18 protein-coding genes are annotated in these 22,142 nt (G+C 65.4%); 7 read left to right on the top strand and 11 right to left on the bottom strand.

Going from position 1 to position 22,142, the window contains the following annotated elements; translation table 11 throughout:
- Nucleotides 1-88: 88 nt before the first annotated feature.
- Entirely contained in the window at nt 89-532 is a 444-nt protein-coding gene (locus tag ACXHGZ_RS12905; protein ID WP_480460184.1) for a nuclear transport factor 2 family protein, read from the top strand.
- Here the strand turns inward: ACXHGZ_RS12905 and ACXHGZ_RS12900 are convergent, their stop codons facing one another.
- Both ACXHGZ_RS12900 and nhaA read right to left on the bottom strand, forming a co-directional pair.
- On the bottom strand, nt 533-1,654 hold the full coding sequence (locus ACXHGZ_RS12900) for a mechanosensitive ion channel family protein (RefSeq protein ID WP_480460183.1): 1,122 nt from the start codon (nt 1,652-1,654) through the stop codon (nt 533-535).
- A gap of 253 nt (nt 1,655-1,907) precedes the next feature.
- Entirely contained in the window at nt 1,908-3,110 is a 1,203-nt protein-coding gene (nhaA, locus tag ACXHGZ_RS12895) for a Na+/H+ antiporter NhaA (protein WP_480460182.1), read from the bottom strand.
- A gap of 433 nt (nt 3,111-3,543) precedes the next feature.
- Between nhaA and ACXHGZ_RS12890 the strand changes: the two genes are divergently transcribed.
- Nucleotides 3,544-4,518 (top strand): AraC family transcriptional regulator, encoded by a 975-nt coding sequence (locus tag ACXHGZ_RS12890; RefSeq protein ID WP_480460181.1) that lies wholly within the window; start codon nt 3,544-3,546, stop codon nt 4,516-4,518.
- Between the two features lie 33 nt (nt 4,519-4,551).
- Here the strand turns inward: ACXHGZ_RS12890 and ACXHGZ_RS12885 are convergent, their stop codons facing one another.
- From ACXHGZ_RS12885 to ACXHGZ_RS12855, 7 genes are all read right to left on the bottom strand, one after another.
- Nucleotides 4,552-6,468 (bottom strand): tyrosine-protein phosphatase, encoded by a 1,917-nt coding sequence (locus ACXHGZ_RS12885; protein ID WP_480460180.1) that lies wholly within the window; start codon nt 6,466-6,468, stop codon nt 4,552-4,554.
- A gap of 231 nt (nt 6,469-6,699) precedes the next feature.
- A complete protein-coding gene (locus ACXHGZ_RS12880) occupies nt 6,700-7,071 on the bottom strand; it encodes a RidA family protein (protein ID WP_480460179.1) in 372 nt (123 codons plus the stop codon).
- 31 nt (nt 7,072-7,102) lie between these two features.
- Complete coding sequence (locus ACXHGZ_RS12875) at nt 7,103-7,795, bottom strand: DUF3726 domain-containing protein (protein WP_480460178.1); 693 nt, start codon at nt 7,793-7,795, stop codon at nt 7,103-7,105.
- Nucleotides 7,796-7,797: 2 nt separating this feature from the next.
- Nucleotides 7,798-9,492, bottom strand: coding sequence for a hypothetical protein (locus ACXHGZ_RS12870; protein ID WP_480460177.1), 1,695 nt, complete (start codon nt 9,490-9,492; stop codon nt 7,798-7,800).
- A 26-nt stretch (nt 9,493-9,518) separates the two neighbouring features.
- A complete protein-coding gene (locus ACXHGZ_RS12865; RefSeq protein ID WP_480460176.1) occupies nt 9,519-11,069 on the bottom strand; it encodes a BCCT family transporter in 1,551 nt (516 codons plus the stop codon).
- 53 nt (nt 11,070-11,122) lie between these two features.
- Nucleotides 11,123-12,109: a dipeptidase gene (locus tag ACXHGZ_RS12860; protein ID WP_480460175.1), complete on the bottom strand. Its 987-nt coding sequence runs from the start codon at nt 12,107-12,109 to the stop codon at nt 11,123-11,125.
- Between the two features lie 14 nt (nt 12,110-12,123).
- Nucleotides 12,124-13,566 carry an aldehyde dehydrogenase family protein gene (locus tag ACXHGZ_RS12855; RefSeq protein ID WP_480460174.1) on the bottom strand — a complete coding sequence of 481 codons (1,443 nt, stop codon included), beginning with the start codon at nt 13,564-13,566 and terminating at the stop codon, nt 12,124-12,126.
- A 95-nt stretch (nt 13,567-13,661) separates the two neighbouring features.
- Here ACXHGZ_RS12855 and ACXHGZ_RS12850 point away from each other — a divergent pair, with 95 nt between their 5' ends.
- Nucleotides 13,662-14,549 (top strand): LysR family transcriptional regulator, encoded by an 888-nt coding sequence (locus tag ACXHGZ_RS12850; RefSeq protein ID WP_480460173.1) that lies wholly within the window; start codon nt 13,662-13,664, stop codon nt 14,547-14,549.
- A 416-nt stretch (nt 14,550-14,965) separates the two neighbouring features.
- Here ACXHGZ_RS12850 and ACXHGZ_RS12845 read toward each other — a convergent pair whose 3' ends face one another.
- On the bottom strand, nt 14,966-15,532 hold the full coding sequence (locus tag ACXHGZ_RS12845) for a hypothetical protein (protein WP_224456215.1): 567 nt from the start codon (nt 15,530-15,532) through the stop codon (nt 14,966-14,968).
- Between the two features lie 174 nt (nt 15,533-15,706).
- On the opposite strand from ACXHGZ_RS12845, the gene proP reads away from it, so the two are divergent.
- The 4 genes from proP to ACXHGZ_RS12825 all read left to right on the top strand — a co-directional run bounded on the left by proP (nt 15,707) and on the right by ACXHGZ_RS12825 (nt 20,342).
- Entirely contained in the window at nt 15,707-17,209 is a 1,503-nt protein-coding gene (gene proP / locus ACXHGZ_RS12840; protein ID WP_224456214.1) for a glycine betaine/L-proline transporter ProP, read from the top strand.
- Nucleotides 17,210-17,415: 206 nt separating this feature from the next.
- A complete protein-coding gene (locus tag ACXHGZ_RS12835; RefSeq protein ID WP_480460172.1) occupies nt 17,416-18,426 on the top strand; it encodes an aldo/keto reductase in 1,011 nt (336 codons plus the stop codon).
- 91 nt (nt 18,427-18,517) lie between these two features.
- Nucleotides 18,518-19,414: a LysR substrate-binding domain-containing protein gene (locus ACXHGZ_RS12830; protein WP_084858893.1), complete on the top strand. Its 897-nt coding sequence runs from the start codon at nt 18,518-18,520 to the stop codon at nt 19,412-19,414.
- 7 nt (nt 19,415-19,421) lie between these two features.
- Nucleotides 19,422-20,342: a LysR family transcriptional regulator gene (locus tag ACXHGZ_RS12825; RefSeq protein WP_480460171.1), complete on the top strand. Its 921-nt coding sequence runs from the start codon at nt 19,422-19,424 to the stop codon at nt 20,340-20,342.
- Nucleotides 20,343-20,569: 227 nt separating this feature from the next.
- On the opposite strand, the gene ACXHGZ_RS12820 is transcribed toward ACXHGZ_RS12825, so the two are convergent.
- Complete coding sequence (locus ACXHGZ_RS12820; RefSeq protein WP_480460170.1) at nt 20,570-21,874, bottom strand: MFS transporter; 1,305 nt, start codon at nt 21,872-21,874, stop codon at nt 20,570-20,572.
- Nucleotides 21,875-22,142 lie beyond the last annotated feature (268 nt).

Genomic DNA, 22,142 nt, shown 5'->3' with positions numbered 1-22,142 from the left:
GACCGCCTAGTCCGAATGGAGGGTGCGGGGTGGTTTTTGGAGGGGGTAGTGTCGGGCCCACAATCACCCGTCAAGGAAGGTGAACGCAGTGGACCTGGAACAACGCATCGACCGCCTGGAAGCCCTGGAGGCTATCCGCCAGCTCAAGCATCGCTACCTGAACGCCTGCGACCTGAAGGACGTGGCGGCCATCCGTGACTGCTTCGCCGGGGGCGAGGTGCTGATCGACTATGGGTCGCTGGGCCTCTTCCGCGACCGAGAGCCGTTCCTGGCGTTGTTCCGCGAGTTGGCCTGCGTGCCCAGGGTGATCGACCTGCACCATGCCGCCAACCCGGAGATCGACTTCCAGGACGCCGACAACGCCAGGGCCCGTTGGGCCCTGCATTACCAGAACCGCGACGGCGAGACCGGGGCGACCCGCCAGTTGGGCGGGTTCTACCAAGACCGCTACCAACGGGTGGAAGGGCAATGGCGCATTGTCGAAACGGTGTTTCGCGGTCACTTCGAAGTGGCTCGTCCAGGGATCGGTTGATCACTCCCTGGCCTTGTGGCCACCCTGGTCGCGGCCCACCTGGTTCGAGGCTTCCGGCAGCGAGGTCACCTTGATCGCCCGCGCCGGCACGGCGAATTTCGCGCCGATGCCGGCGAACTGTTCCAGCAGCTGGAAGTTGATCGCCTGCTGGATATCCATGTACAGGTTGTACCCCGGGTCGAGCACGATGTAGACGCATTCGAACTCCAGCGACTCCTTGCCGAAACCGCGCAGGTGGGCACGGTCGAAGCGCACCTTGTCCTGCTTCTGGATCACTTGCGCGACGATGCCCGGCGCCTTCTTCACCGCTTCGGTGGGGGTGTCGTAGGAAAGGCCGAACTCGAAGACGATGCGCCGCTCCTGCAGGCGCTTGTAGTTCTGGATGGTGCTGCTGATCATGCCGGCGTTGGCCATGACGATCTGCTCGCCGCCGAGGCTGCGGATGCGTGTGGTCTTCAGCCCGATGTGCTCCACCGTCCCGGCCAGCGGGCCGATGACGATGAAATCGCCCACTTCGAACGGCTTGTCCACGGCGATGGAAAGCGAGGCGAACAGGTCGCCGAGAATGTTCTGCACCGCCAGCGCCACGGCGATACCGCCCACGCCCAGGCTCGCGACGAAGGCGGTGATGTTCACCCCGAGGTTGGAGAGCATGGCCAGCAGCACCATCGACCAGAGCAGCACCCTGGCGCCCCAGGCGGACAGCGTGGCCAGGGCACTGCCCTGGTAGAGGCCGGCGCTGCTGTGCCGGGCGAAATAGCGGGACAGGCCAAGGGCGATGGCGCGGTTGGCCCACAGGCCGATCTGCAACGCTGCCACCACGAACCATAGGCTGCCGACCCGGTCCAGCCAGCGCTCCGGCAGGTCCAGCACGCTCAGGCCGATGAGCAGGGCGGCGAGGAACAACAAGACATTGCTGGTGCCTTCGAGCACCTTGGCCAGCACCTGGGCGAAGTGACCATCATGGGCGGACCAGCCCTGCACCCTGCGCTTGACGAAGCTGATGGCCCAGCGGGCGACCAGGAAGGTGACCAGGCTGACTCCCAGGGCCAGCAATCCGTTAAGGACAGAGATGCCAAAGATGGTCGAGTTCGTCAGCGAGTCCAACAAGCGTTCGTTCATTGTCGATTGCCCCTCCAAGGCGGTGATGCGCACATGGTCGTTAGAAGGGCGTGGGCTGCGGGGGTTGGGCTGGGTGGGTGGGAAGCTCGACGAATGGTCGAGTGTCGATCATGGGCTGTGCGGGCCGACAACCTGGCGCTGTTCGTGCCGCCTCGATCGCCGGCGAGCCGGCTCCCACGTGTATTGCGCTGCGGTCGTAGACGCCGCCGAACCTGTGGGAGCCGGCTTGCCGGCGATGGGGGCACGGGGCCCGCTAGGCTTCGCGCTTGGGCGCAAAGCGCAGGATGGCGCAGGCGATCAGTGCCGACAGCAGCGAGCCGAGGAGGATGCCGATCTTCGCTTCGTCGATACGCTCCGGCTGCCCCGGGAAGGCCAGTTCGCCAATGAACAGGCTCATGGTGAAGCCAATGCCGCAGAGCATGGCCACGCCATAGATCTGCAGCCAGCTGGCGCCGCGCGGTTTGGCCGCCAGGCCCGTCTTGACCGCCAGCAGCACCCCGGCGAACACCCCCAGTTGCTTGCCCAGCAGCAGGCCCAGGGCGATGCTCAGCGGCAGGGGGGCGAGTACGTCGCTCCAGCTCAGGTGGCTGAAGGACACACCGGCATTGGCGAAGCCGAAGGCCGGCACGATCAGGAAACCGACCCAAGGTGCCAGGCCATGCTCGAGCTTGAGCAACGGGCTGGCGTCGTCACCTTTGCCGGCCCCGGCGCTGTAGGGAATCAGCAGCGCGCCGACCACGCCGGCGATGGTGGCATGCACGCCGGAGAGCAGGGTCACGTACCACAGCGCGACGATGCCCAGCAGGTAGGGCCACAGCGGCACCACGCGCAAGCGGTTGAACGCCAGCAGGACAATGACGATCCCGGCTGCCGCCGCCAGGGCCATCAGGTTGATCGACGAGGTGTAGAACAAGGCGATGATCGCCACTGCGCCCATGTCGTCGATGATCGCCACCGAGACCAGCATCACCTTCAACGACAGCGGCGCATGCCGCCCCAGCAGCGCCAGGGCGCCGACGGCGAAGGCGATGTCAGTGGCGGCAGGGATCGCCCAGCCACCGGCAAGCCCCGGTTCGCTGCGCGAAAACGCCAGGTAGATCAGCGCCGGCACGGCCATGCCCATCAGTGCCGGCAAGGCCGGCAGGCGCCGTTGTTCCCAGGTGGCGAGCCGGCCGTCGACCAGCTCGCGCTTGATCTCCAGGCCCACCAGCAGGAAGAACACCGCCATCAGGCCGTCGTTGATCCACAGGTGCACGGTCATCGGCCCGAGCTTGTCGCTGAGCGTCGGCCCCACGGGCAGGTGCAGCAGGTGTTGGTAGGCCTCGGCCCAGGGGCTGTTGGCGATCACGATGGCCAGGGCTGCGGTGAACATCAACAACACGCCGCCTGCGGCTTCGCTGGCCAGCAAGCGGCGCAGCACCGATTGCGAGGTGAGGATGGGAAGGGGAGCATTCATCAAGGAGTCCTCGTTCATGGCGTCGCCTGCGCAAAAGCAGCGGTGCGTCGGAACGTGGACACAGCGAAACGATGGCGCCGGATGATCCGGACCACTGCAGCGAAAGGCGAGAAGAAGGGAAGGGTGTGGCGCATGGCCGTGCCGACCGCATGAAGGCGGAACAGCAAATGCCAGGAATGTGTGGAGGCTGCATGCAACATGGACTGACTCTCGGAAAACAAATGAATGTTCTCCGTATTCGGGAAGGCTCCCGGGCGCACGCAGCACACGCCAGGCAGCAATTCTACGGAGGCAGGTGGCGATTCGCCTGCGAAGTTTGCATCAAAATGTTGCCATTGCTATGCGGGTGGGGCGCTGCAGGGGTCATGCCGCTGTCATGCGCCCTTGGTAAGGTCCTGGCGCTTTTGCGTCCAACAACAAGAAGGTGGCCTTGATGGTGAGTACCGGCACGCTCCGCAAACAGATCATTCTCCGCTCCCGGGACATGCGCAGCGAGGCGTTCGGTGCTCTGTTCTCGCGCATGTTCGACAACCTCTACGCCGATTCGCTGGTGCTGTCGGACGACCTGCTCATCGGTGGCGTCTACGGTCGTCATGAGGGCGTCAGCTTTCGCCGCATGCACTACCAGGGCGATTGTTGCGTAACCTTCACCGACCCGCAGGACGAGATCACTTTCGTGTTGCCCAGCGCGGGCAAGGTGGTCTTCGGCCATCAGGGCGAAACCGTCGGGCTGCCTGGCATGGGCCTGGCCATCGAGAAAAGGGCGTTGCGTACCTTGCGCGTGAGCGACGGCCACGCCCAATGCGGCATGTCGATCCGCCGAAGCCTGATCACCGAGCGCTTGGCGACATTACTGGGCAAACCGGTGTTGCAGCCGATTCGCTTCGAGCCGGTGGTGTCGCTGGAGGTTGCTGCCTGTCATGGCATTCGCGCCTTGCTCGAGCTGGCCACCGGCAACGAGTTCGACCAGCTGATCCATGCCGGTGCGCTGATGCCGGTGCGTTTGCAGGAAATGCTGGTCGACGCGGTGCTCGAGGCTTGGCCGCACAACCATAGCCAAGCCTTGCGCCGGCCCGTGCCGCAGATCGCGCCACGGCATGTGAAGCTGGCCATGGACTGGATCCGTGCCCACCCATCGAGCGCGACCAGCGGCACGGACTTGGCGGCCCTCGCCAACGTCAGCTTGCGTGCGTTGCAGCAGGGGTTTCGCAGGTTCCTGGGGTGTTCGATCGTGGATTACCAACGGCAGGTGCGCTTGGAGCAGGCCTACGAGTCATTGGTGCATGGGGAGCCTGTTTCGGTGTCTCAGGTGGCGTTGCGTCATGGCTTCAGCAATGCGGGGCGGTTCGCGCAGTATTTCCAGCAGGCCTATGGCGTGAGCCCGGCGCAGGTTCGGCGCAGAGGGTAGGCCGTTGGGGGGCTGCTACGCAGCCCCGAACCGTCAAAACGCGTAGCTGGCCTTCAGGCTACCGCTCACCCCATGGCTGTCACCGCCACCGCCAGCCGCCACTTCAGCCCCCACGCTGAACGCTCCGAGGGAGGCCATCGCATTGACCCCGGCATTGAACAGGTCGCGGTTGTCGTACGCCGCGCGCTGTTCGATATCCAGCCCCAGCAGGTGGCCTTCGCTGTCGACCTGATGGTCGCCCAACACATGCTCGTACCCCAGCGTGAACCCCGGCACCAGCTGCCAGCCACCGCTCAGGTCCACCGGCGCCAGGCTGGCCTGGAGGTTGGCTACCGCGCTGCGCCGGGTTTCCTGGAGGCTGTCTACCTCCAGCGCCAGCTCGCTGCCTTTTTCCGTGAAGCCCGAACGGTCCACGTGGCTGACGCGTATGCCTAGGCTTGGCTCCAGCGTCAGGGTGCCCGCCTGCATCCGATAGCCCAGCGCCAAGCCGGCCCCGGCCAGGTTGCCATGGCTGTCGCCCTTGGCCCGGCCCAAGCCGTTACCCAGGTCGCGTTTGCTCTGGTAGTCGAACCAGCCGGCATGGGCATCGGCCTCGATGAACAGCCCTTGCTCAAGGCTGCCCGGCGCGAAGCGTGCGCCTGCGCTGAGGAAGGTCAGGTCGGTGTCCGCCTCGCCGCCGGCACCGCCGATGTTGCCGCGGCTGTAGCCGAAGCCTGCATGGGCGCTGAGCTGTTCGGAAAAGCGCTGGGTCAGGCCGATCATCAGGCCTTGGCTGTGCTCGTTGCTGCTGCGTGCGTGGGACGAGCCGTCGGTGCCCAGGTAGCTGGCCAGGGCTGTGCTCCACAACCGCGTCTGGCCGACCTTGAGGTCCGTGCCGCTGGCGAAGGGCGCGCTGGCCTGTTCGATCATCGTGCCCTGGCGCAGCAGGTAGCTGGCAGCGTCGGCATGCACCTGGCCACCGACGGTGGCCTCGACGCCGCCCAGGCTGCCGGCATCGATGGCCGATTGCAGGTAGTAGTTGTAGGCGCTGTAGGTGCCCGACAGGCGGCTGTCCTGTAGGCCCTGCAACAGCCGCGCGCCTGCCGCGGCGTTGCCTTGCAGGCCAGCCTGGCCGGGCAGGCTGTTGAAGCGGACCATCTTGCCACGCAGCACATAGAGGGTTTCCTGGGACAACCCCAGGCCTTGCTTGAGGTAGTTGTCCATGCTGCCGTAGCGTGCCTTCACCTCGTCCAGCCCTGCCTGCAGGTAGCTGGCCTCCACACCGATCAACGGCCCATAGATCTCGGCAAGGTTCGGCGGCAGCGAATCGAGGATCGCCGCCATGCGCTCGGCGGTGTAGGCGTTGGTGGCCAGGTAGTCCTGCATGATGGTGGCGTCGTCGACACCGGCGATGCTCTGCAGCAGCGCAGCGGTCCAGCCGGTGCGGTCCTTGCCGGCGGTGCAATGGAACAGCGCCGCGTCCTCGGTGCGGGCCAGCTCGTTGAACAGCACGGTGTACTGGCTGCGCATGCCGGCATCGTAGACGAAGGCACGGTTGGTCTCCTTCATCATCGCTTCGGCTTCGGCGGCGCTGTGGAACACCATGTCGGTGATGTTGGCCCCGGAGGTATTGTTGCCGATGATGTCGATGTTCCGGTAGGCCGCACCGGCCGGCAGGGTGTCGGGGGTGGCGGCGATCTCGCTGGGGGTTCGCAGGTCGAACACCGTGCCGATGCCCAGAGGGGCCAGGGCAGCCAGGTCCGAGGCGGTCGGGGTCACGGCGTTGGAGCGGTAGAACATCCCTGCGCGCAGGGTGCCGTCATGGGCGGTGCTGTAGGCGGTGGTGGTGCCGGCGATGTCACGGAAGTTGTCCATGCCCACCAGGCGCGGGGTATCGAGCGGCTCGGCGCCATGGGCGGCGGAAATGGCGAGGGTCAACAGGGACAGGGAGCAAAGGACACGTGGGTACACGGAGCTAGCCTCGTTGGTGTGTGATAGGCCAGCAACTATTAGCGTGATCGTCGACCGGTGTTAGCGCCTTGATCGCTGATGGCAACGATGAGTGCGCGATCGGTCCGCAGGGTGCGTGATTTGTCTCTCCAGACCCGGTTCGTGGGGTGTTTTTCGGGCCCTATCGCAGGCTGTCGCCAGCTCCCACGAAGTCTGTGGGAGTGAGCTTGCCCCGCGATAGGGCGCGTGCAATTACAGGCAGGCGTACACCACCAGCTCCACCAGCATTTCCTCGCGCGCCAAACCGGCCACCACGACGGCGGCGCGGTTGGGGTAGGGCGCCTGGAAATACTGGCCGTACAGGCTGTTGACCGTGGCCAGGTAGCTGCGGTCGGTGACGTAGATCAGCACTTGGGTCACGGCGTCCAGCGAGCTGCCTGCGGCGTCCAGGGTGTGGCGCAGGTTGTCCAGGGTCTGGCGGGTCTGTGCTTCGATGCCGCCGGTGACCACCTGGCCCTGGGCATCGATGGGGATCTGTGCGGTATAGAGCGTGCCGTTGCCGACGACCGCCCATTCCAGCGGGGCCTTTGAGGCGAACAGGTCGGTCTTGATGGCGTATTTCATGGGGACGGTTCCTGAAAAAAGTGGACGCGGGTCAGTCGGCATCGCTGCCGCCGCCGGCGCCATGTCGGCGTGAGGCTTCGGTGCTTTCGACCAGGATGTGCTCGGCCAGCTGCTTGAGCCGCTGCCAGGTCTGCTCGCTGACGGTGAAGCCGTCCGTGGGTAGGGCCAGGGGAACGGCTACGGGCCCGGTGTGCCGGGCAGGCCGGTTGAACAGCACTGTGATGCACTGTTCGGGCGTGGTGGAGGCGGCCTGTTCATCGCTGTGCAGCTCAGGGCGGACGGCACCGGCGGCGAAGGTCGCCACGTGTTGTTGGCGGGCATCGCCCCAGCGGGCCTGCACGTCGAGCCCCAGCTCTGCGGCCCGGCTCAAGTAGCCCAGCAGCAACAGGCGGTTGTGGCACCGGTGGATGCGCAACAGCGCCTGGCCAGTGCGCAAGGCCTTGCCCAGCGCCAGCTCCACCGCGGTCGCGGCACAGCGCAGCACGCTCTGGCCCTGGGCGTCGACCACCAGCACGGCGCTGTCCTCGTAGCGCAAGGCGTAGGGGCGGTCGGCTTCCCGTTGCAGGTAGTCCAGGGCTTTGGCCACGGTGCCGAGGCCATCGAGGCCTTGCAGGTGCAGCCAGCCGACCAGGTCGGCGGCATCCTCGCAATCGCCGGCGGCAAAGCCCATGCCTTCGAAGGCCTTGCGGCACATCACCTGGATTTCATTGAGCGATACACGCATGGTCACAGGTCTCCTTGCGGCATGACTGCGAAGTTCCAGTCGTCCGCGAACGGTTGGCCGATCTCGCTGACCAGCGGCGCGCCCTGGAACAGCGTGATGCGGACCCAACGGCTGGACTTGGGGTCGAACTTGCCGGCACCGAAGAACGCCAGCTTGCAGCGCAGCAGGTGGATCGGCAGCATGTCATGGGCCAGCAGGTTGGCGCGTATCTCGCCATAACGGGACTGCGCCATGCCTTGCAGGCGGCGCACCGTGCCCTTGAACGCCGGCTGGGCGATCAGGAAGTGCGCGGTCAGCGCCTGGGGCTGGGTGCGCAGGTGCTCGAGCACGGCGGCGTGGCAGTGCTGGAGATTGCGCGCGATGCCCAGCTGCATCTCCTTCTCGGCTCCCGGCTCCTCGGCGCGCATGCCGAGGCGAGGCTCTTCTTTTTCAGCCGAGCGATACCAGAAGAAGTGTTCGGCCTCCACGTCGCTGAAGTCATAGGCCAGGGCCCAGCCGTACTGCTGCTCGATCAGTGCCCGCAACTGCGTCAGGGGCATCTGCGCATCCAGGCGCCAGCCTTCGACCACGCCCATCTGGTCGGCCAGAGGGGTGACCTGTTCGGGGTACAGCTCCAGCAGCAGGCTGACCAACAGCTCCTGGCAACCCAGGCCCCCGTGGGCCTCGCTCCATGCCAGCAGACGAGGCCAGAGGTCGGCGCTCGCCGGTTGGCGTTCGAGCCATTCGGCCAGCGCGGCAAGCTCGGCCAGGGTGCACTGGTTTTGCCCATGCTGGCGCGGGTCTTCGGTCAAGGTCTGGGCGAGGTGCTGGTGGGCGCGCTGCAGCAGCGTATGCAGGCGTGCCAGGTGGACGGGCTCGGCCGCTTGCGACAGCACCTGGGCCAGTGCGGTTTCGCGCACGCTGACCCAACGTTCCACCAGTTGCGGGTGGTTGACCAGAAAAGGCGCCATGCCCAGCCCTGTGGCGTTGCCGACGCCCAGGTAGCGTTGCAGCGCCGGGGCCAGCTTCACCGCCCGTTGCGGGTCGAGCGCCCGGGCCATGTGCTCGATCTGCTCGATGCTGAAATGGCGCAGCAGGTACACGGTGAACATTTGCGCCGCGAATGGCTGGTCGAAGTCCGGGTTGCCTTGCAAGCAGGCAAAATCGGCGATGCCGAACTTGCCGTTGCCGTAGACGGCGGTGGTGCGGTAGAGGTAGCCGACCTCCGCCAGCTGGCGCGGGTCCGGCTGTCTGCCTTCGGCCAGCGCCGTCAGGAAGCGGTCGAAGTTGCGCAGGCTGCGGTTGGCCCGCGACAGCACCAGCACCCGGGCATCGAAGCGCCCGGCCTCCTGCAGCGGTACGTTGCGTGCAAGGTCGGCCTGTTGCGCCTCGTCCACATCCCCGGCCACCAGCACGAAGGTCACGTCCCACTGGTCGGCGATCACCCGGTCGCTGCGTTTCTCCGGCGGCAAGTAGGCCGAGAACAGCACGCAATGGTAGTGGGCGTTCGGTGTGTCGATACGATAGATGGCGGTGCCGAAGCCCTCACTGTCGAGGTCGAAGCGGCTGCGTTGGACCTGCCAGCGCTGGTTCATCATCCGCCGCATGCTGCTGCGCACGAAGCTCAGTGGGCTTTGGAAGTGGCTGCCCAGCCGGGCCAGGTCCATGACCTGGCTGGCGGGGCGCAGCGTGGGCGTTGCAAGCACGGTGTTGGACATTGTCGTTGTACCTGGATGCCTCATGTTCAGATGCCTTGTTCGCGGGCCATGTGCCGGGCGATGCGTACCGCATCCCACAGCGCTGGCAGGATCACCAGCGAAACCGGCACCGCGGTGATGACAATGAAGGACTGCAGGGCCGTCACACCGCCCGCGCCGATGGTGATCAGCACCACTGCCGCCAGGCCCATGCCGATGGCCCAGAAGCCGCACAGCCACTTCTTCGGTTTGTCGGTGCTGGACATCGCCAGCGCCACGGTGAACGCCATGGCATCGCCATTGGTGGCCACCGAGATGAAGCTCAGGAACAGGAACAGCGCGCTGACCAGGCCACCGAGCGGCAGGTTCTGGGTCACGCCCAGCAGCAGGTCTTCAGGCTGTGAGCCGTGGGCAGTGACGATACCTGGGGTCTGCAGTTCCAGGCCGATGCCCGCGCCGCCGACCACGGTGAACCAGAACATGGTCACCAGCGGGGCGATGATCGACAACGTCATGATGATCTCGCGAATGGTGCGGCCCCGTGAGATGCGCGCGACGTACAGCGCCACCATGGGCGCGTAGCCGATGAACCAGCCCCAGTAGAACACTGTCCACCAGTCCAGCCACTTAGGGTCGGCGCGGAACATCGTCATTGGGATGAAGTGCTCGATGTGCAGGGCGAACGCTGCCGGGAAGCCGCCGAGGATGAACAGCGTCGGGCCGAACACCACCATGAACACGGCGAGGCCAAGCATCAGCCACACGTTGATCTCGCTGACGAAGCGGATGCCCTTGAGCCCCACCAGGCACGAGACGGTGTACATCAGCGTGACCAGGATGATGGTGACCGACTGGGTGACGATGCCGTTGGGCACGCCCCAGACGGCATGCAGTGCGCTGCTGATCTGCAGGCCGAGAAAGCCGATAGGGCCGATGGTGCCGGCCACCACGGCGACGATCGAGGCGGCATCGGCCAGGGTGCCGATAGGGCCCTTGAGTGCCCGCTCGCCGAACAGCGGGTAGAGCAGGGTGCGCGGTGCCAGCGGCAGGCCCTTGTCGTAGTGCAGGTGCATCAGCACGATCGCCAGCAGGCTGCCGAGCACCGCCCAGGCCAGAAAGCCCCAGTGCACGAACGACTGCGCCAAGGCTGCGGTGGCCGCTGCTTCGCTGTGAGGCTGCAGGCCTGGGAACAGCGGGGGTGGGCTGGCGAAATGCATCAGCGGTTCGGCGGCGGCCCAGAAGGCGCCGCCACCGGCCAGCAGTGCGCACATGATCACCGCGATCCAGTTGAAGGTGCTGATATCCGGGCGTTGGGTCACGCCGCCCAGGCGTACGCGCCCGCACTTGGAAAAGCCAATGGCCAGACTGACCACGAAGGTCGCCAGCATCAACACCTGCCAGTACAGGCCAAAGGCCTTGGTCGACCAGGTGAACAGCGTGTTGACCAGGGCCGACACCCCATCGATGTCGATCAGGGCCGCCAACAGGAATGCGCCGAGGAAACCGCCGCTGATCAGAAACAGCGGCCAGTCGATGTCCCGCGACAGCGGCAGGCGCAGGGTCTGGTCGTCAGCCGGCAGGGTGGTTGGGTTTTTCATTTAGCCTCCGGAACCTGTGATTGTTGTTTTTGTAAGGCTGTCCGTGCGGGGGCTCAGGCCTGCGCCGTGGTGGCAGTTTCCAGCAGGCGCAACCAGTTCAGCCCCATGATCCTGCGCACGTCTTCCTCGGCAAAGCCTCGGGCGCGCAGGCCCTGGGCGATGTTGGGGAAGTCGCGGCTGTCGCGGAACCATTGCAACGGCGCTGGCCAGTTGGCGTTGTCCTTGGAGCCTTCGCCGTAGTCTTTCTCCTTGCTCCAGCGGCCGTTACGCATCCATTCGAGCACCGACAGCGGCTGTCCCTGGCACAGGTCGGTGCCGATGCCGATGTGCTCGACGCCCATCAGGTCGGCGGTACGCGCGACCATGTCGCAGAAGCTCTCCAGGGAGCACTCCGAAGCGCCCTTGAGGTGGAACGGGTAGGTGCTGAAGCCCAGCAGCCCGCCGGACTCGGCGATGGCACGCAGCACCGCGTCGGACTTGTTGCGCTTGGCGGCATGGAAGCTCGACGGGTTGGCGTGGGAAATGATCACCGGCCGGCTGGACAGTTCGATGGCCTCCAGGGTGCTGCGCTCGGCACTGTGGGACATGTCGATCAGCATGCCGACCCGGTTCATTTCGGCGATCACCTGGCGGCCGAAGCGGCTGATGCCGTTGTCTTCACGCTCGTAGCAGCCGCTGGCCAGCAGGCTCTGGTTGTTGTAGGTGAGCTGCATGACGAACACGCCCAGCTGGCGGAAGACCTCCACCAGGGCGATGTCGTCCTCGATGGGCGAGCAGTTCTGGAAACCGAAGAAGATCCCCACCCGGCCTTCCTCCTGGGCCAGGCGGATGTCGCTGGCCGTGCGCACCGGGCGGATCAGCTCGGGCCAGGTTTCGAAACGGCGGTTCCACTCGCCCAGGCGCGACAGGGTCTCGCGGGCGTTCTCGTGGTAGGCGATGGTGGCGTGTACCGCGCTCAGGCCACCGGCCTGCATCTGCTGGAATATCTCTGGGCTCCAGTTGGAATACTGCAGGCCGTCGATCATCAAGAGGTCGTGCATGGCGGGTATTCCTTTCAGGGGCGCAGGTAGGTGGTCTTGACCACGGTGTAGAAGTCGCGGGCGTACTGCCCCTGTTCGCGTGGGCCAAAGCTCGAGGCCTTGCGGCCGCCGAACGGCACGTGGTAGTCGGTGCCGGCGGTGGGCAGGTTGACCATCACGCAGCCGGTCTGGGCGCGGCGCTTGAACTCACTGGCGTGGCGCAGCGACTGGGTGATGATGCCGGCGGTGAGGCCGTAGCGGGTGTCGTTGAGCGTGGCCAGGGCCTCTTCGAAGTCCTGCACGCGGATTACGCAGGCGATGGGGCCGAAGACTTCCTCGCGGTTGATGCGCATGTCATTGCGGCTGTCGATGAACAGCGCCGGGCGCATGTAGTAGCCGTCGGTCTCCAGTTGCAGGCGCTCGCCACCCTCGACCAGGGTGGCGCCTTCGGCCTGGGCCAGGCGCAGGTATTCCAGGTTCTGTTCCAGTTGGCGGGCTTCGGCTACCGGGCCGATCTGCACGCCGGCGTGCAAGGCATGGCCGACCTTGAGCTGGCGCATGCGCAGGCGCAGGGCTTCGACGAAGCGGTCATGGATCGCGTCGCAGACGATCAGCCGCGAAGACGCCGTGCACTTCTGCCCGGTGCCGAAGAAGGCGCCGTTGAGCGCGCATTCCACCGCCAGGTCAAGGTCGGCGTCGTCCATCACCACCAGCGCGTTCTTGCTGCCCATCTCCAGCTGGCAGCGCACCAGGTTGCCGGCAGTGGCCATCGCCACGTGGCGACCGGTCTCCAGGGAGCCTGTGAAAGTCAGGGCGTCGATGTCGGCCGACTGCACGAGGGTTTCGCCGACGCTGGCGCCACTGCCCATGACCAGGTTGAAGGTACCCTCCGGCAGGCCCTGGCGGCTGATGATCTCGGTCAGCGCCCAGGCGCTGGCCGGTACCAGGTTGGCCGGCTTGAACACCACGGTATTGCCGAAGGCCAGGGCCGGGGCGATCTTCCAGGCCGCCGTGGCCATGGGGAAGTTCCATGGGGTGATGATGCCCACCACGCCCACCGGCTCGCGGTGCACTTCGATGTCGATGCCCGGGCGCACGGATGCGGCGGTCTCGCCCATCTGGCGCAGCACCTCGGCGGCGTAGTAGTGGAAAAACTGGCCGCTGCGGTGGACCTCGCCGATGCCTTCGGCCAGCGGCTTGCCTTCTTCTCGTGAGAGCAGTTCGCCAAGCTCTGCCTTGCGGGCGATCAGCTCGTCGCCGATGGCCATCAACACCTGCTGGCGAGCCTCCAGGCCGGTAGCGGCCCAGCGTGGCTGCGCGGCGCGGGCGGCCTGGATGGCCTGCCGGGTCTGTTCGGCGCTGGCCTGGTGATAGCGGCCGATCAGGTCGCCGGTGTCCGAAGGGCTGTGGTTGTCGACGGTGGCGTAGCCTTCGCACCACTGGCCATCGATGTAGTTCTTGTAGGTGTTGAGTGACATGGATGAAAGCCTCCGTTTGCCTGGCTTCCATCATGCGAGCATTATGGTGCAAATAAAAATTAATAAAAAAAATGCTTTGATAAGGATCGCTAACCATGTTGCCCGAGCTGAAGATCGCCCAGCTGCGCTATTTCGTGCTGGTGGCCGAGCTCAAGAGCTTCCACGCCGCTGCACGCCAGGCCTACCGTACCCAGCCCGCGATATCGCTGGCGGTGCGCGAACTCGAACAGAAACTGGGCCAGCCCTTGGTGGAGAAAGGCGGCGGCCGGGTCGAGCTGACGCCCTTCGGCGAGCATTGCCTGCCGCTGTTTCGCGGTTTGCTCGAACACCACGACCGCATCGCCCGTGAAGCCACGTTGCTGGCCCGGCACGAAATCGGCCAGGTCAGCATCGCCACCGTGCCGTCGGTGGCCAGCCGGCTGCTGCCTGGGCCATTGGCGCGTTTCGTTGCCGAGCACCCGAACGTTCAGGTGAGCATCCAGGACGGCACTGCCGAAAACGTCCAGCAGCTCCTGACCCAGGGGCGGGTGGATTTCGCGATCAGCAGCCTGTGGGTGACCGACGAGCAGATCGACTTCGCGCCGATCCTGCACGACCAGGTGGGCGTGGTCTGTCGGGCCGACCACCCGCTGGTGCAGGTGAACCAGGCGCTGCACTGGTCACAGCTGCGCGGCGTGGCAATGATCGGCAACGGTACCTCGCGCCTGCTCGAGGGCACCGAGGCCGAGTGCTTGCTGGAACACAGCCGGTTGTTCGTCTCGAACATGATTTCGTTGATCGCGATGCTGGAGGAGGGCGCGGGCGTCAGCACCTTGCCCTACTTGGCGTTCCCATTGGAGAACGAAAAACTCGCGTTCCTGCCCTTGGCTGAACCGAAGGTCGAGCGCCAGATCGGCATGCTGACCCGCAAGGGGCGCAGCCTGTCGCCGGCGGCGGGGGCGTTGATGGCGTTCTTGCGGGCCCACTTGCCTGGCGCCGAATGAAGCCAGGGCTACGCTGCCGTCAGCGAGCAAGTGGCTAACACTTCAGCCGGGCATATACGGCCCAGGCTCCGCTTGCTTCGTGGGAGATTACCCAGCCCTTCGGGCTGCGCTGTCGCGTAGGCCTCTGTGGGAGCGGGCTTGTCCCGCGATCAAGGGCGAAGCCCTTGCCCGGCGGCGGTGATATCGGGCCGGGCCTAATCGCGGGACAAGTCGGACCGCCGCACCGCCGCTCCCACAGGGTGCCGCAAATCAAATGGTCATGCGTTGTTCTATGAGAGCTGGCGGAACCTGCGATGGGCCGCAAAGCGGCCCCTTGGATCTGGCTCCACCGTTTGAGGGCTTGGGGCTGCTTTGCAGCCCATCGCAGGCTGTCGCCAGCTCCTACAGAGGGGGCTACAAATCCTGATCCGGATGGGTCAACGCGAGGTCTCGATGCGCAGTACCTCGGTATAGATCGCATCGACCGTCTGGCCGATCTGGAGGTTCTTCATGCGGGCCTGCAGGTCCGGGTCCTCGACCTTGACCACCTGCACCTTGCCCTCAGGCGGCAGCAAGGTCACCTCGTGCTTGTCCAGGTCGATCTTGCTGATCTTGGACGTCACCTTGACCTGGCGGAACGCCTCGCCGCCGGGGTTGGGGTTGTCCTTGGTGGCGCGGATGGTGCCGGCTTCCTCGCTCATCTTCGGTGCGCCACCGACGTCGGTATTGAGCTGGTAGGCCACCGCGCGGGTCACGTAGATGTCCACCTTGTCGCCGACTTTGAGGTTGGGCAGGGCCTTGGCCTTTTCGGTGAGCTGGAACGTCACCGGGTTCTTGTTGGCCCCTTCGACCGTCACCAGGTAGTTCGGTGCATCCACCGCCAGCACCTGGGTGGACACATGGCTTTCCAGGGCCTCGCTGCCCAGCGGCAGGTTGGCGGCGAAGGCCGTGGCGCAGGCCACGGACATCAGGGAGGCGAGGGCGACGGAGCGAATAGCGTTCATTGGGCTTCTTTCCATGTGATCGGTTCCAGTTAGGCGTGCGTTGCGCACGCCCACCAAGCATAGCCAGCCAATGGCGATATGCCCGCAGCGGTGCACCTGGGATTTTAACGAGGAATTATTTAGCGCCCCGTTGTATCTGATGCCATAGAACTCGCACAGCTACAGGGACTGGCCATGAAACCACGGAAAAAAACCGTCAAGCCGATCGGCTTGAAAGACATCACCATCGTCGACGATGCCAAGATGCGCAAGGCGATCACCGCCGCCGCGCTGGGCAACGCCATGGAGTGGTTCGACTTCGGCGTCTATGGGTTCGTCGCCTATGCCTTGGGCAAGGTGTTCTTTCCCAATGCCAGCCCAGGCGTACAGATGATTGCCGCCCTGGCGACTTTCTCGGTGCCGTTCCTGATACGCCCGCTGGGCGGACTGTTCTTCGGCGCCCTGGGCGATCGCTACGGTCGGCAGAAGATCCTGGCCGCGACCATCGTGATCATGTCCTTGAGTACCTTCGCCATCGGCCTGATTCCGTCCTACGCCTCGATCGGCATCTGGGCGCCCATTCTGCTGTTGCTGGCCAAGATGGCCCAGGGCTTCTCGGTAGGCGGGGAATACACCGGGGCGTCGATCTTCGTCGCCGAATACGCGCCCGATCGCAAGCGGGGCTTCCTGGGCAGTTGGCTGGACTTCGGCTCGATCGCAGGTTTCGTGCTCGGCGCAGGCCTGGTGGTGCTGATCTCCACCATACTCGGTGAAGCGCGGTTCCTCGACTGGGGGTGGCGCCTGCCGTTCTTCCTGGCCTTGCCATTGGGGCTCATCGGCCTGTATCTGCGCCACGCGCTCGAAGAAACCCCGGCCTTCCAGCAGCACGTCGACAAGCTCGAGCAGGGCGACCGCGAAGGCCTGGCCTCGGGCCCGAAGGTCTCGTTCAAGGAAGTCGCCACCCAGCACTGGCGCAGCCTGCTGACCTGCATCGGTGTGGTGATCGCCACCAACGTCACCTACTACATGCTGCTGACCTACATGCCCAGCTACCTGTCCCACAACCTGCACTATAGCGAAGACCACGGTGTGCTGATCATCATCGCGATCATGGTCGGCATGCTGTTCGTTCAGCCCATGATCGGCCTGCTCAGCGACAAGTTCGGCCGCCGGCCCTTCATCATCGCCGGCAGCGTGGGGCTGTTCGTCCTCGCCATCCCTGCCTTCATGCTGATCAACAGTGGCGTGCTGGGGGTGATCTTCGCAGGCTTGCTGATCCTGGCGGTGCTGCTCAATTTCTTCATTGGTGTCATGGCCTCGACGCTGCCGGCGATGTTCCCCACCCACATTCGCTACAGCGCCTTGGCCAGCGCCTTCAACATCTCGGTGCTGATCGCCGGCCTGACCCCGACCATCGCCGCCTGGTTGGTGGAGGGTACCCACAACCTGTACATGCCGGCCTACTACCTGATGGTGATCGCCGTGGTGGGCCTGGCCACGGGCCTGTCGATGAAGGAGACGGCCAACAAGCCTTTGCGCGGTGCGGCGCCGGCGGCCTCGGATATCGAAGAGGCGCGCGAACTGCTGCAGGAGCACCACGACACCATCGAGCAGAAGATCGAGGACATCGACGCGCAGATCGCCGAGCTCGAAGCCAAGCGCAAGCTGCTGGTGCAGCAGCACCCTCGCATCGAATAGCGGCTGGCACGAGGGTGCCGGGCTGCAGTGGGCTCGCCCGACACCCACCGTCACGGGGACATCCACTATGAAATCCAGGTGTGGCGAGGCTATGCATTAAAGGTCTCAAGTCTGTCGAATTATGACTTGGACGGTCTTGGTGGGCTGGGCTTAGGATTGCAGCCACTGGAGTTCACAACGACTCCCCACCAAAGGAAAACACTGCAATGAACCTCAAGTCCCTCATCGCCAACCCACTGGGCTTCGGTACCGCACCGCTGGGCAACATGTTCCGCAACGTGCCGGAAAGCGAAGTACAAGCCACCGTCGACGCTGCCTGGAACAACGGCGTGCGCTACTTCGACAGCGCCCCGTTCTACGGTGCCGGCCTGTCCGAAAGCCGCCTGGGCAATGCCCTGGTCGGCCGCCCTCGTGATGAGTACGTGCTCAGCACCAAGGTCGGTCGCATCATCCTCGACGAACTGGAAGATCCTACCAGCCGCGAGCTGGGCGAGAAGAGCGGCCTGTTCGAACACGGCAACCGCAACCGCATCGTCAACGACTACAGCGCCGACGCCACGCTGCGCTCTATCGAGGACAGCCTGCGCCGCCTGAAGACCGACCGCCTGGACATCGTCTGGATCCATGACATCGCCCAGGACTTCTACGGCGACGAATGGCTGAGCCAGTTCGAAACCGCCCGTACCGGTGCCTTCCGCGTACTGACCCGTCTGCGTGAAGAGGGCGTGATCAAGGCCTGGGGCCTGGGCGTCAACCGCGTCGAGCCGATCGAGCTGACCCTCGACCTGGAAGAAGCCCGTCCGGACGGCTTCCTGTTGGCCGGCCGCTACTCGCTGCTCGACCACGACCGCGCCCTGCAACGCGTCATGCCGCAAGCGGTGGAGCAGGGTGTAGGCATCGTCGTGGGTGGCCCGTACAGCTCGGGTGTCACCGCCGGCGGCGAGCACTTCGAGTACCAGAAAGCCACCCAGCCGGTGCTGGCCAAGCTCGAGCGCATCCGTGCCGTGGCCCGTGCCCATGGTGTGGATGTGAAGGCGGCTGCCCTGCAGTTTGCCCTGGCCCATCCGGCCGTGGTCTCGGTGATCCCGGGTGCCACCCGCCCGGCACACGCCAACGAAGACCTCGCGGCACTGAGCGACGTGATCCCGGCAGCCTTCTGGAACGAGCTGCGCCAACAAGGGTTGATCAATGCCCTGGCGCCCGTCCCGGCTGCTTGATGATGACAGGCAGGGCCGATTCGCGGCCCTGCCTGCGGTCGAACCATTCCTCACCGCGCCATACAGGGCGCGGTCCGCTTTCAAGGCCACTATGCTGGATTTCAGACAACTCCGTTATTTCGTCGCCGTGGCCGAGTTCGAGCACGTGGGCAAGGCGGCGGAGCACTTGCATATTTCCCAGTCACCCTTGAGCCGGCAGATCGCCCAGCTCGAAGAGCGCCTGGGTTTGCAACTGTTCGAACGCAGTCAGCAACGGCTGCGCATCACCTCGGACGGTCGCACCTTCCTTCACGAAGCCAAGGCCCTGCTCAAGCACGCTGAACGCCTGGAGTCGCTTGGCCGACGCTTGGGCCGGGGCGAGTCGGGCGGGCTGTGCATCGGCTATGTCAGCCACGCGATCCATGCCGGGGTGCTGCCCAAGGCGTTGCGCCAGGTACGCGAGGAGCGCCCGGGCATTCATATCGCTTTGTACAACCTCACCGCCCAGGAGCAGTTCGAGGGCTTGCGTCAACGCAGCCTCGACATCGCCCTGGTCTGCGAACCGATGCCGACAGACGATCCGGACCTGTTGGCAACGCCGGTATTCAAGGACCCGCTCTACCTGGCGCTGCCGCTGGGGCACCCCTTGGCGGGCAAGGCAAAGATCGACCCCGCCGACCTGCATGAGCAGGACTGGATCATGGTCGAGGGCCAGACCAACCCCAACCGCCGCGAGCGCTTCCTGGCCCGCTGCGTGGAGGCAGGCTTCACGCCGCAGATACGCCTGGAGGCGGCCGAGCCGCTGAGCGCGCTCGGGCTGGTGTCCGCGGGCCTGGGGTTGGCGTTGATCCAAGAGAGCATCGGCTGCGACACCAACCCGAACGTGGTGCTGCGCGAGCTGCCCTGGTTGCAGCAAAGCATCGGCCTGTGGGCGGCCTGGCACCGAGTTGACCTGCGGCCGATAGTAGGCGAGTTTCGTCAGATCGTATTGGCTGGCGCGGAGCATTGAGAGCCCCATGATTCCATCCCTGGACAGTATTTTCGCAAGGCTGCGCCTGCGTCAGTTGCGCCTGCTCATCGAGCTGGACCGCTGCGGCTCGCTGCACAAGGCTGCAGAAGCCATGGCCATCTCCCAACCCGGTGCGACCAAGGCGCTGCGCGAAGTCGAGGAAATCCTCGGCGTGCCGCTGTTCGTGCGCCAGCCCAGCGGCCTGATGGCCAACGATGCCGGGCGCTGCGTGGTGCGCTACGCGCGGCTGATCCACAGCGACCTGGGGCATCTGCGCGAGGAAGTGCTGGGGATCGTACAGGGAGAGGGCGGGCGCCTGGCGGTAGGCAGTATCATGGGCGCCATGCCGACCTTGGTGTGTGCGTTGGGGCGCTTGCGGCGCAAGCAGGCGCAGCTTGCGGTGGAAATCGCCGAAAACACCAGCGCCAACCTGCTGGCGCAACTGGATGAAGGGCGCCTGGACCTGGCGATCTGCCGCCCGAGCGTGGGACGCAACGCGGCGGACTACGGCTTCGTGGAGCTGGCCCAGGAACCCCTGGCGGTGGTTGCCCATCCCAAGCATCCACTGGCCGGGGCGCAGGCATTGGAAGTCGGTGACCTGAGCCACTTTCGCTGGATCGTGTACCCGGCCAACACCCCCATGCGCCAAGCCCTGGAGCGCGAGCTGAGCGAGGCGGGGGTGGAGGTGCCGCGCTATCCGCTGGAAACCTCATCCACCTTCGCCACCTTCATGCTGCTGGAGGAAGACCACAGCCTGGTGGCGGTAATCCCCAGCGCTGTGGCGGCGTTCGCCGAACAGCGTGGGTTGCTGGTGTCGCTGGCGGTGCGGCTTCGGGCCCTGAGCGAGCCGTTCGGGGTGGTGCACCGAGTGGCATCGCCGCTGTCCCATGCGGCGCAGCTGCTGGTCGATGAGCTGACCGCGCCTTAGGCGCAAGGCCTTGAATATCCTGTTGTGGGGGCGGCGGCACGAGGCCGCTCCCAGAGAACAACGCATGACCATTTGATCTGCGGCATCCTGTGGGAGCGGCGGTGCGGCGGTCCGACTTGTCCCGCGATTAGGCCGGGCCCGATATCACCGTCGCCTGGCAAGGGCTTCGCCCTTGATCGCGGGACAAGCCCGCTCCCATAGAGGCTGCGCAGCAGCCCGGAACATCCTCAGAACTGCCGTTCGCGGTAGTCGATCAGGCTCGAGAACAGCGCGATCAGCAATGCCGCCACCACGAAGAAGATCAACGCGTAGAAGTATTCGCCGGTGAACTGCACGATCAGGCCGATGGCGATGGGTACCAGCACCCCGGCCATGTTGCCGCAGAAGTTCATGGTCCCGCCCAATACACCGGTACGCGACGGGCCGCCGATGATTGCCGGCAGGCACCAATACATGCCGCACCAGCGGATGAAGAACATCGCCACGCACAGCAACGTGATCACCGGGCCCGTGCTGGCGACGAAGGCCGCTGCCAGGATGCACACCGCAGCGATCAGGGCCGAGCCGCTGAACATCGTGCGCATCACCAGATTCGGCGAGGCGCCGCTGGCCCGCCATTTGTCTCCGATCCAGCCACCGACCAGCTCGCCGATGAAACCGCACATGAAGATCAGGAAGGTCGCCCCGCCCATGGCCGAGATATCCAGGCCGTGGGCCTTGTGCAAATAGCTGGGCATCCAGGTCAGCAGACCGTAGAACACTGCCAGGATGCAGCTGTAGCCGGCGAACATGGCGAAGATCGAGCGGTCCTTGAGCAGCACGCGCAAGGGGATGCGGGCCTTGGTCGCCGCCGCATGGGCGCTGGCGTTGCCCTCGGTGATGTGCTGAAGCTCTGCCTCGTTGACGCCCGGGTGCTCACTGGGGTGGTTGCGGATGTACTTCCACGCCAGGATACCGGCCAGGATGGTGCCCACGCCTGCGACCACGAAGGCCAGGCGCCAGGAGCCGAGCCAGGCGATCAGCCCGGAGATCAGGATCGCACCCAAGGCACTGCCGAGCGGTGCGCCGCCGTCCACCAGGACCGCACCACGGCCCCGTTCGTTGGGCGTGAGCCAGGAACTGTTGAGCTTGGCGCCGGCGGGCATGATCGGTGACTCGGCCACGCCCAGGCCGATGCGTGTGAGCAGCAGCACCACCCAGTGGTGCGACGCTGCGCCCAGGGCCTGGAAGGCGCCCCAGGCGATGGTCGCGGCGCCGATGATGCCCCGGGTGTGGAAGCGATCGAGCAGCAGGCCGCCGGGGATCTGCATCAGCGCATAGGACCAGAAGAACGCACTGAGCATCAGCCCTTCCATGGCCGGTGTCAGGTTGAATTCCGGTGCGATCAACGGCAAGGCCACCGACAGCGAGGCGCGGTCGATGTAGTTGATCGCGGTGAGCAGCAACAGGATCAGGAAGATGCGCCAGCGCACCGTAGTCATGGGGGCGTTGGCGTCCAGCGCCAGGGCAGCCGGGGAGGAGGTCGTCTTCATCGCAGGTGCTCGTTCTTGTGATTATCGGGAGTTGCACCGGCTGGAGCCTGCGACGTGGGCATTGCCCGTGGCCATCGGCGGTCCGGCCCGTGTGCGCTCCGATTGTTGGAGGCCTGGGTAGACGCCAGGTAATGAAAAGAGCTGATCCGGGGATAACGCCTGCTTATCGATAAGCCACGGTTATTCCCGGATCAGCTCTTTTCATTATCTGGCGCCGGCCGGCGCCGCCTAGATTGCCCAGGCACGGCCCGCTGCGACTCACGGCGGG

The sequence above is a fragment of the Pseudomonas shiyinii genome, from assembly GCF_056725765.1.
The sequence above is the reverse complement of the archived record's forward strand: the minus strand, read 5'-3'. Positions and strand labels throughout refer to the sequence as shown.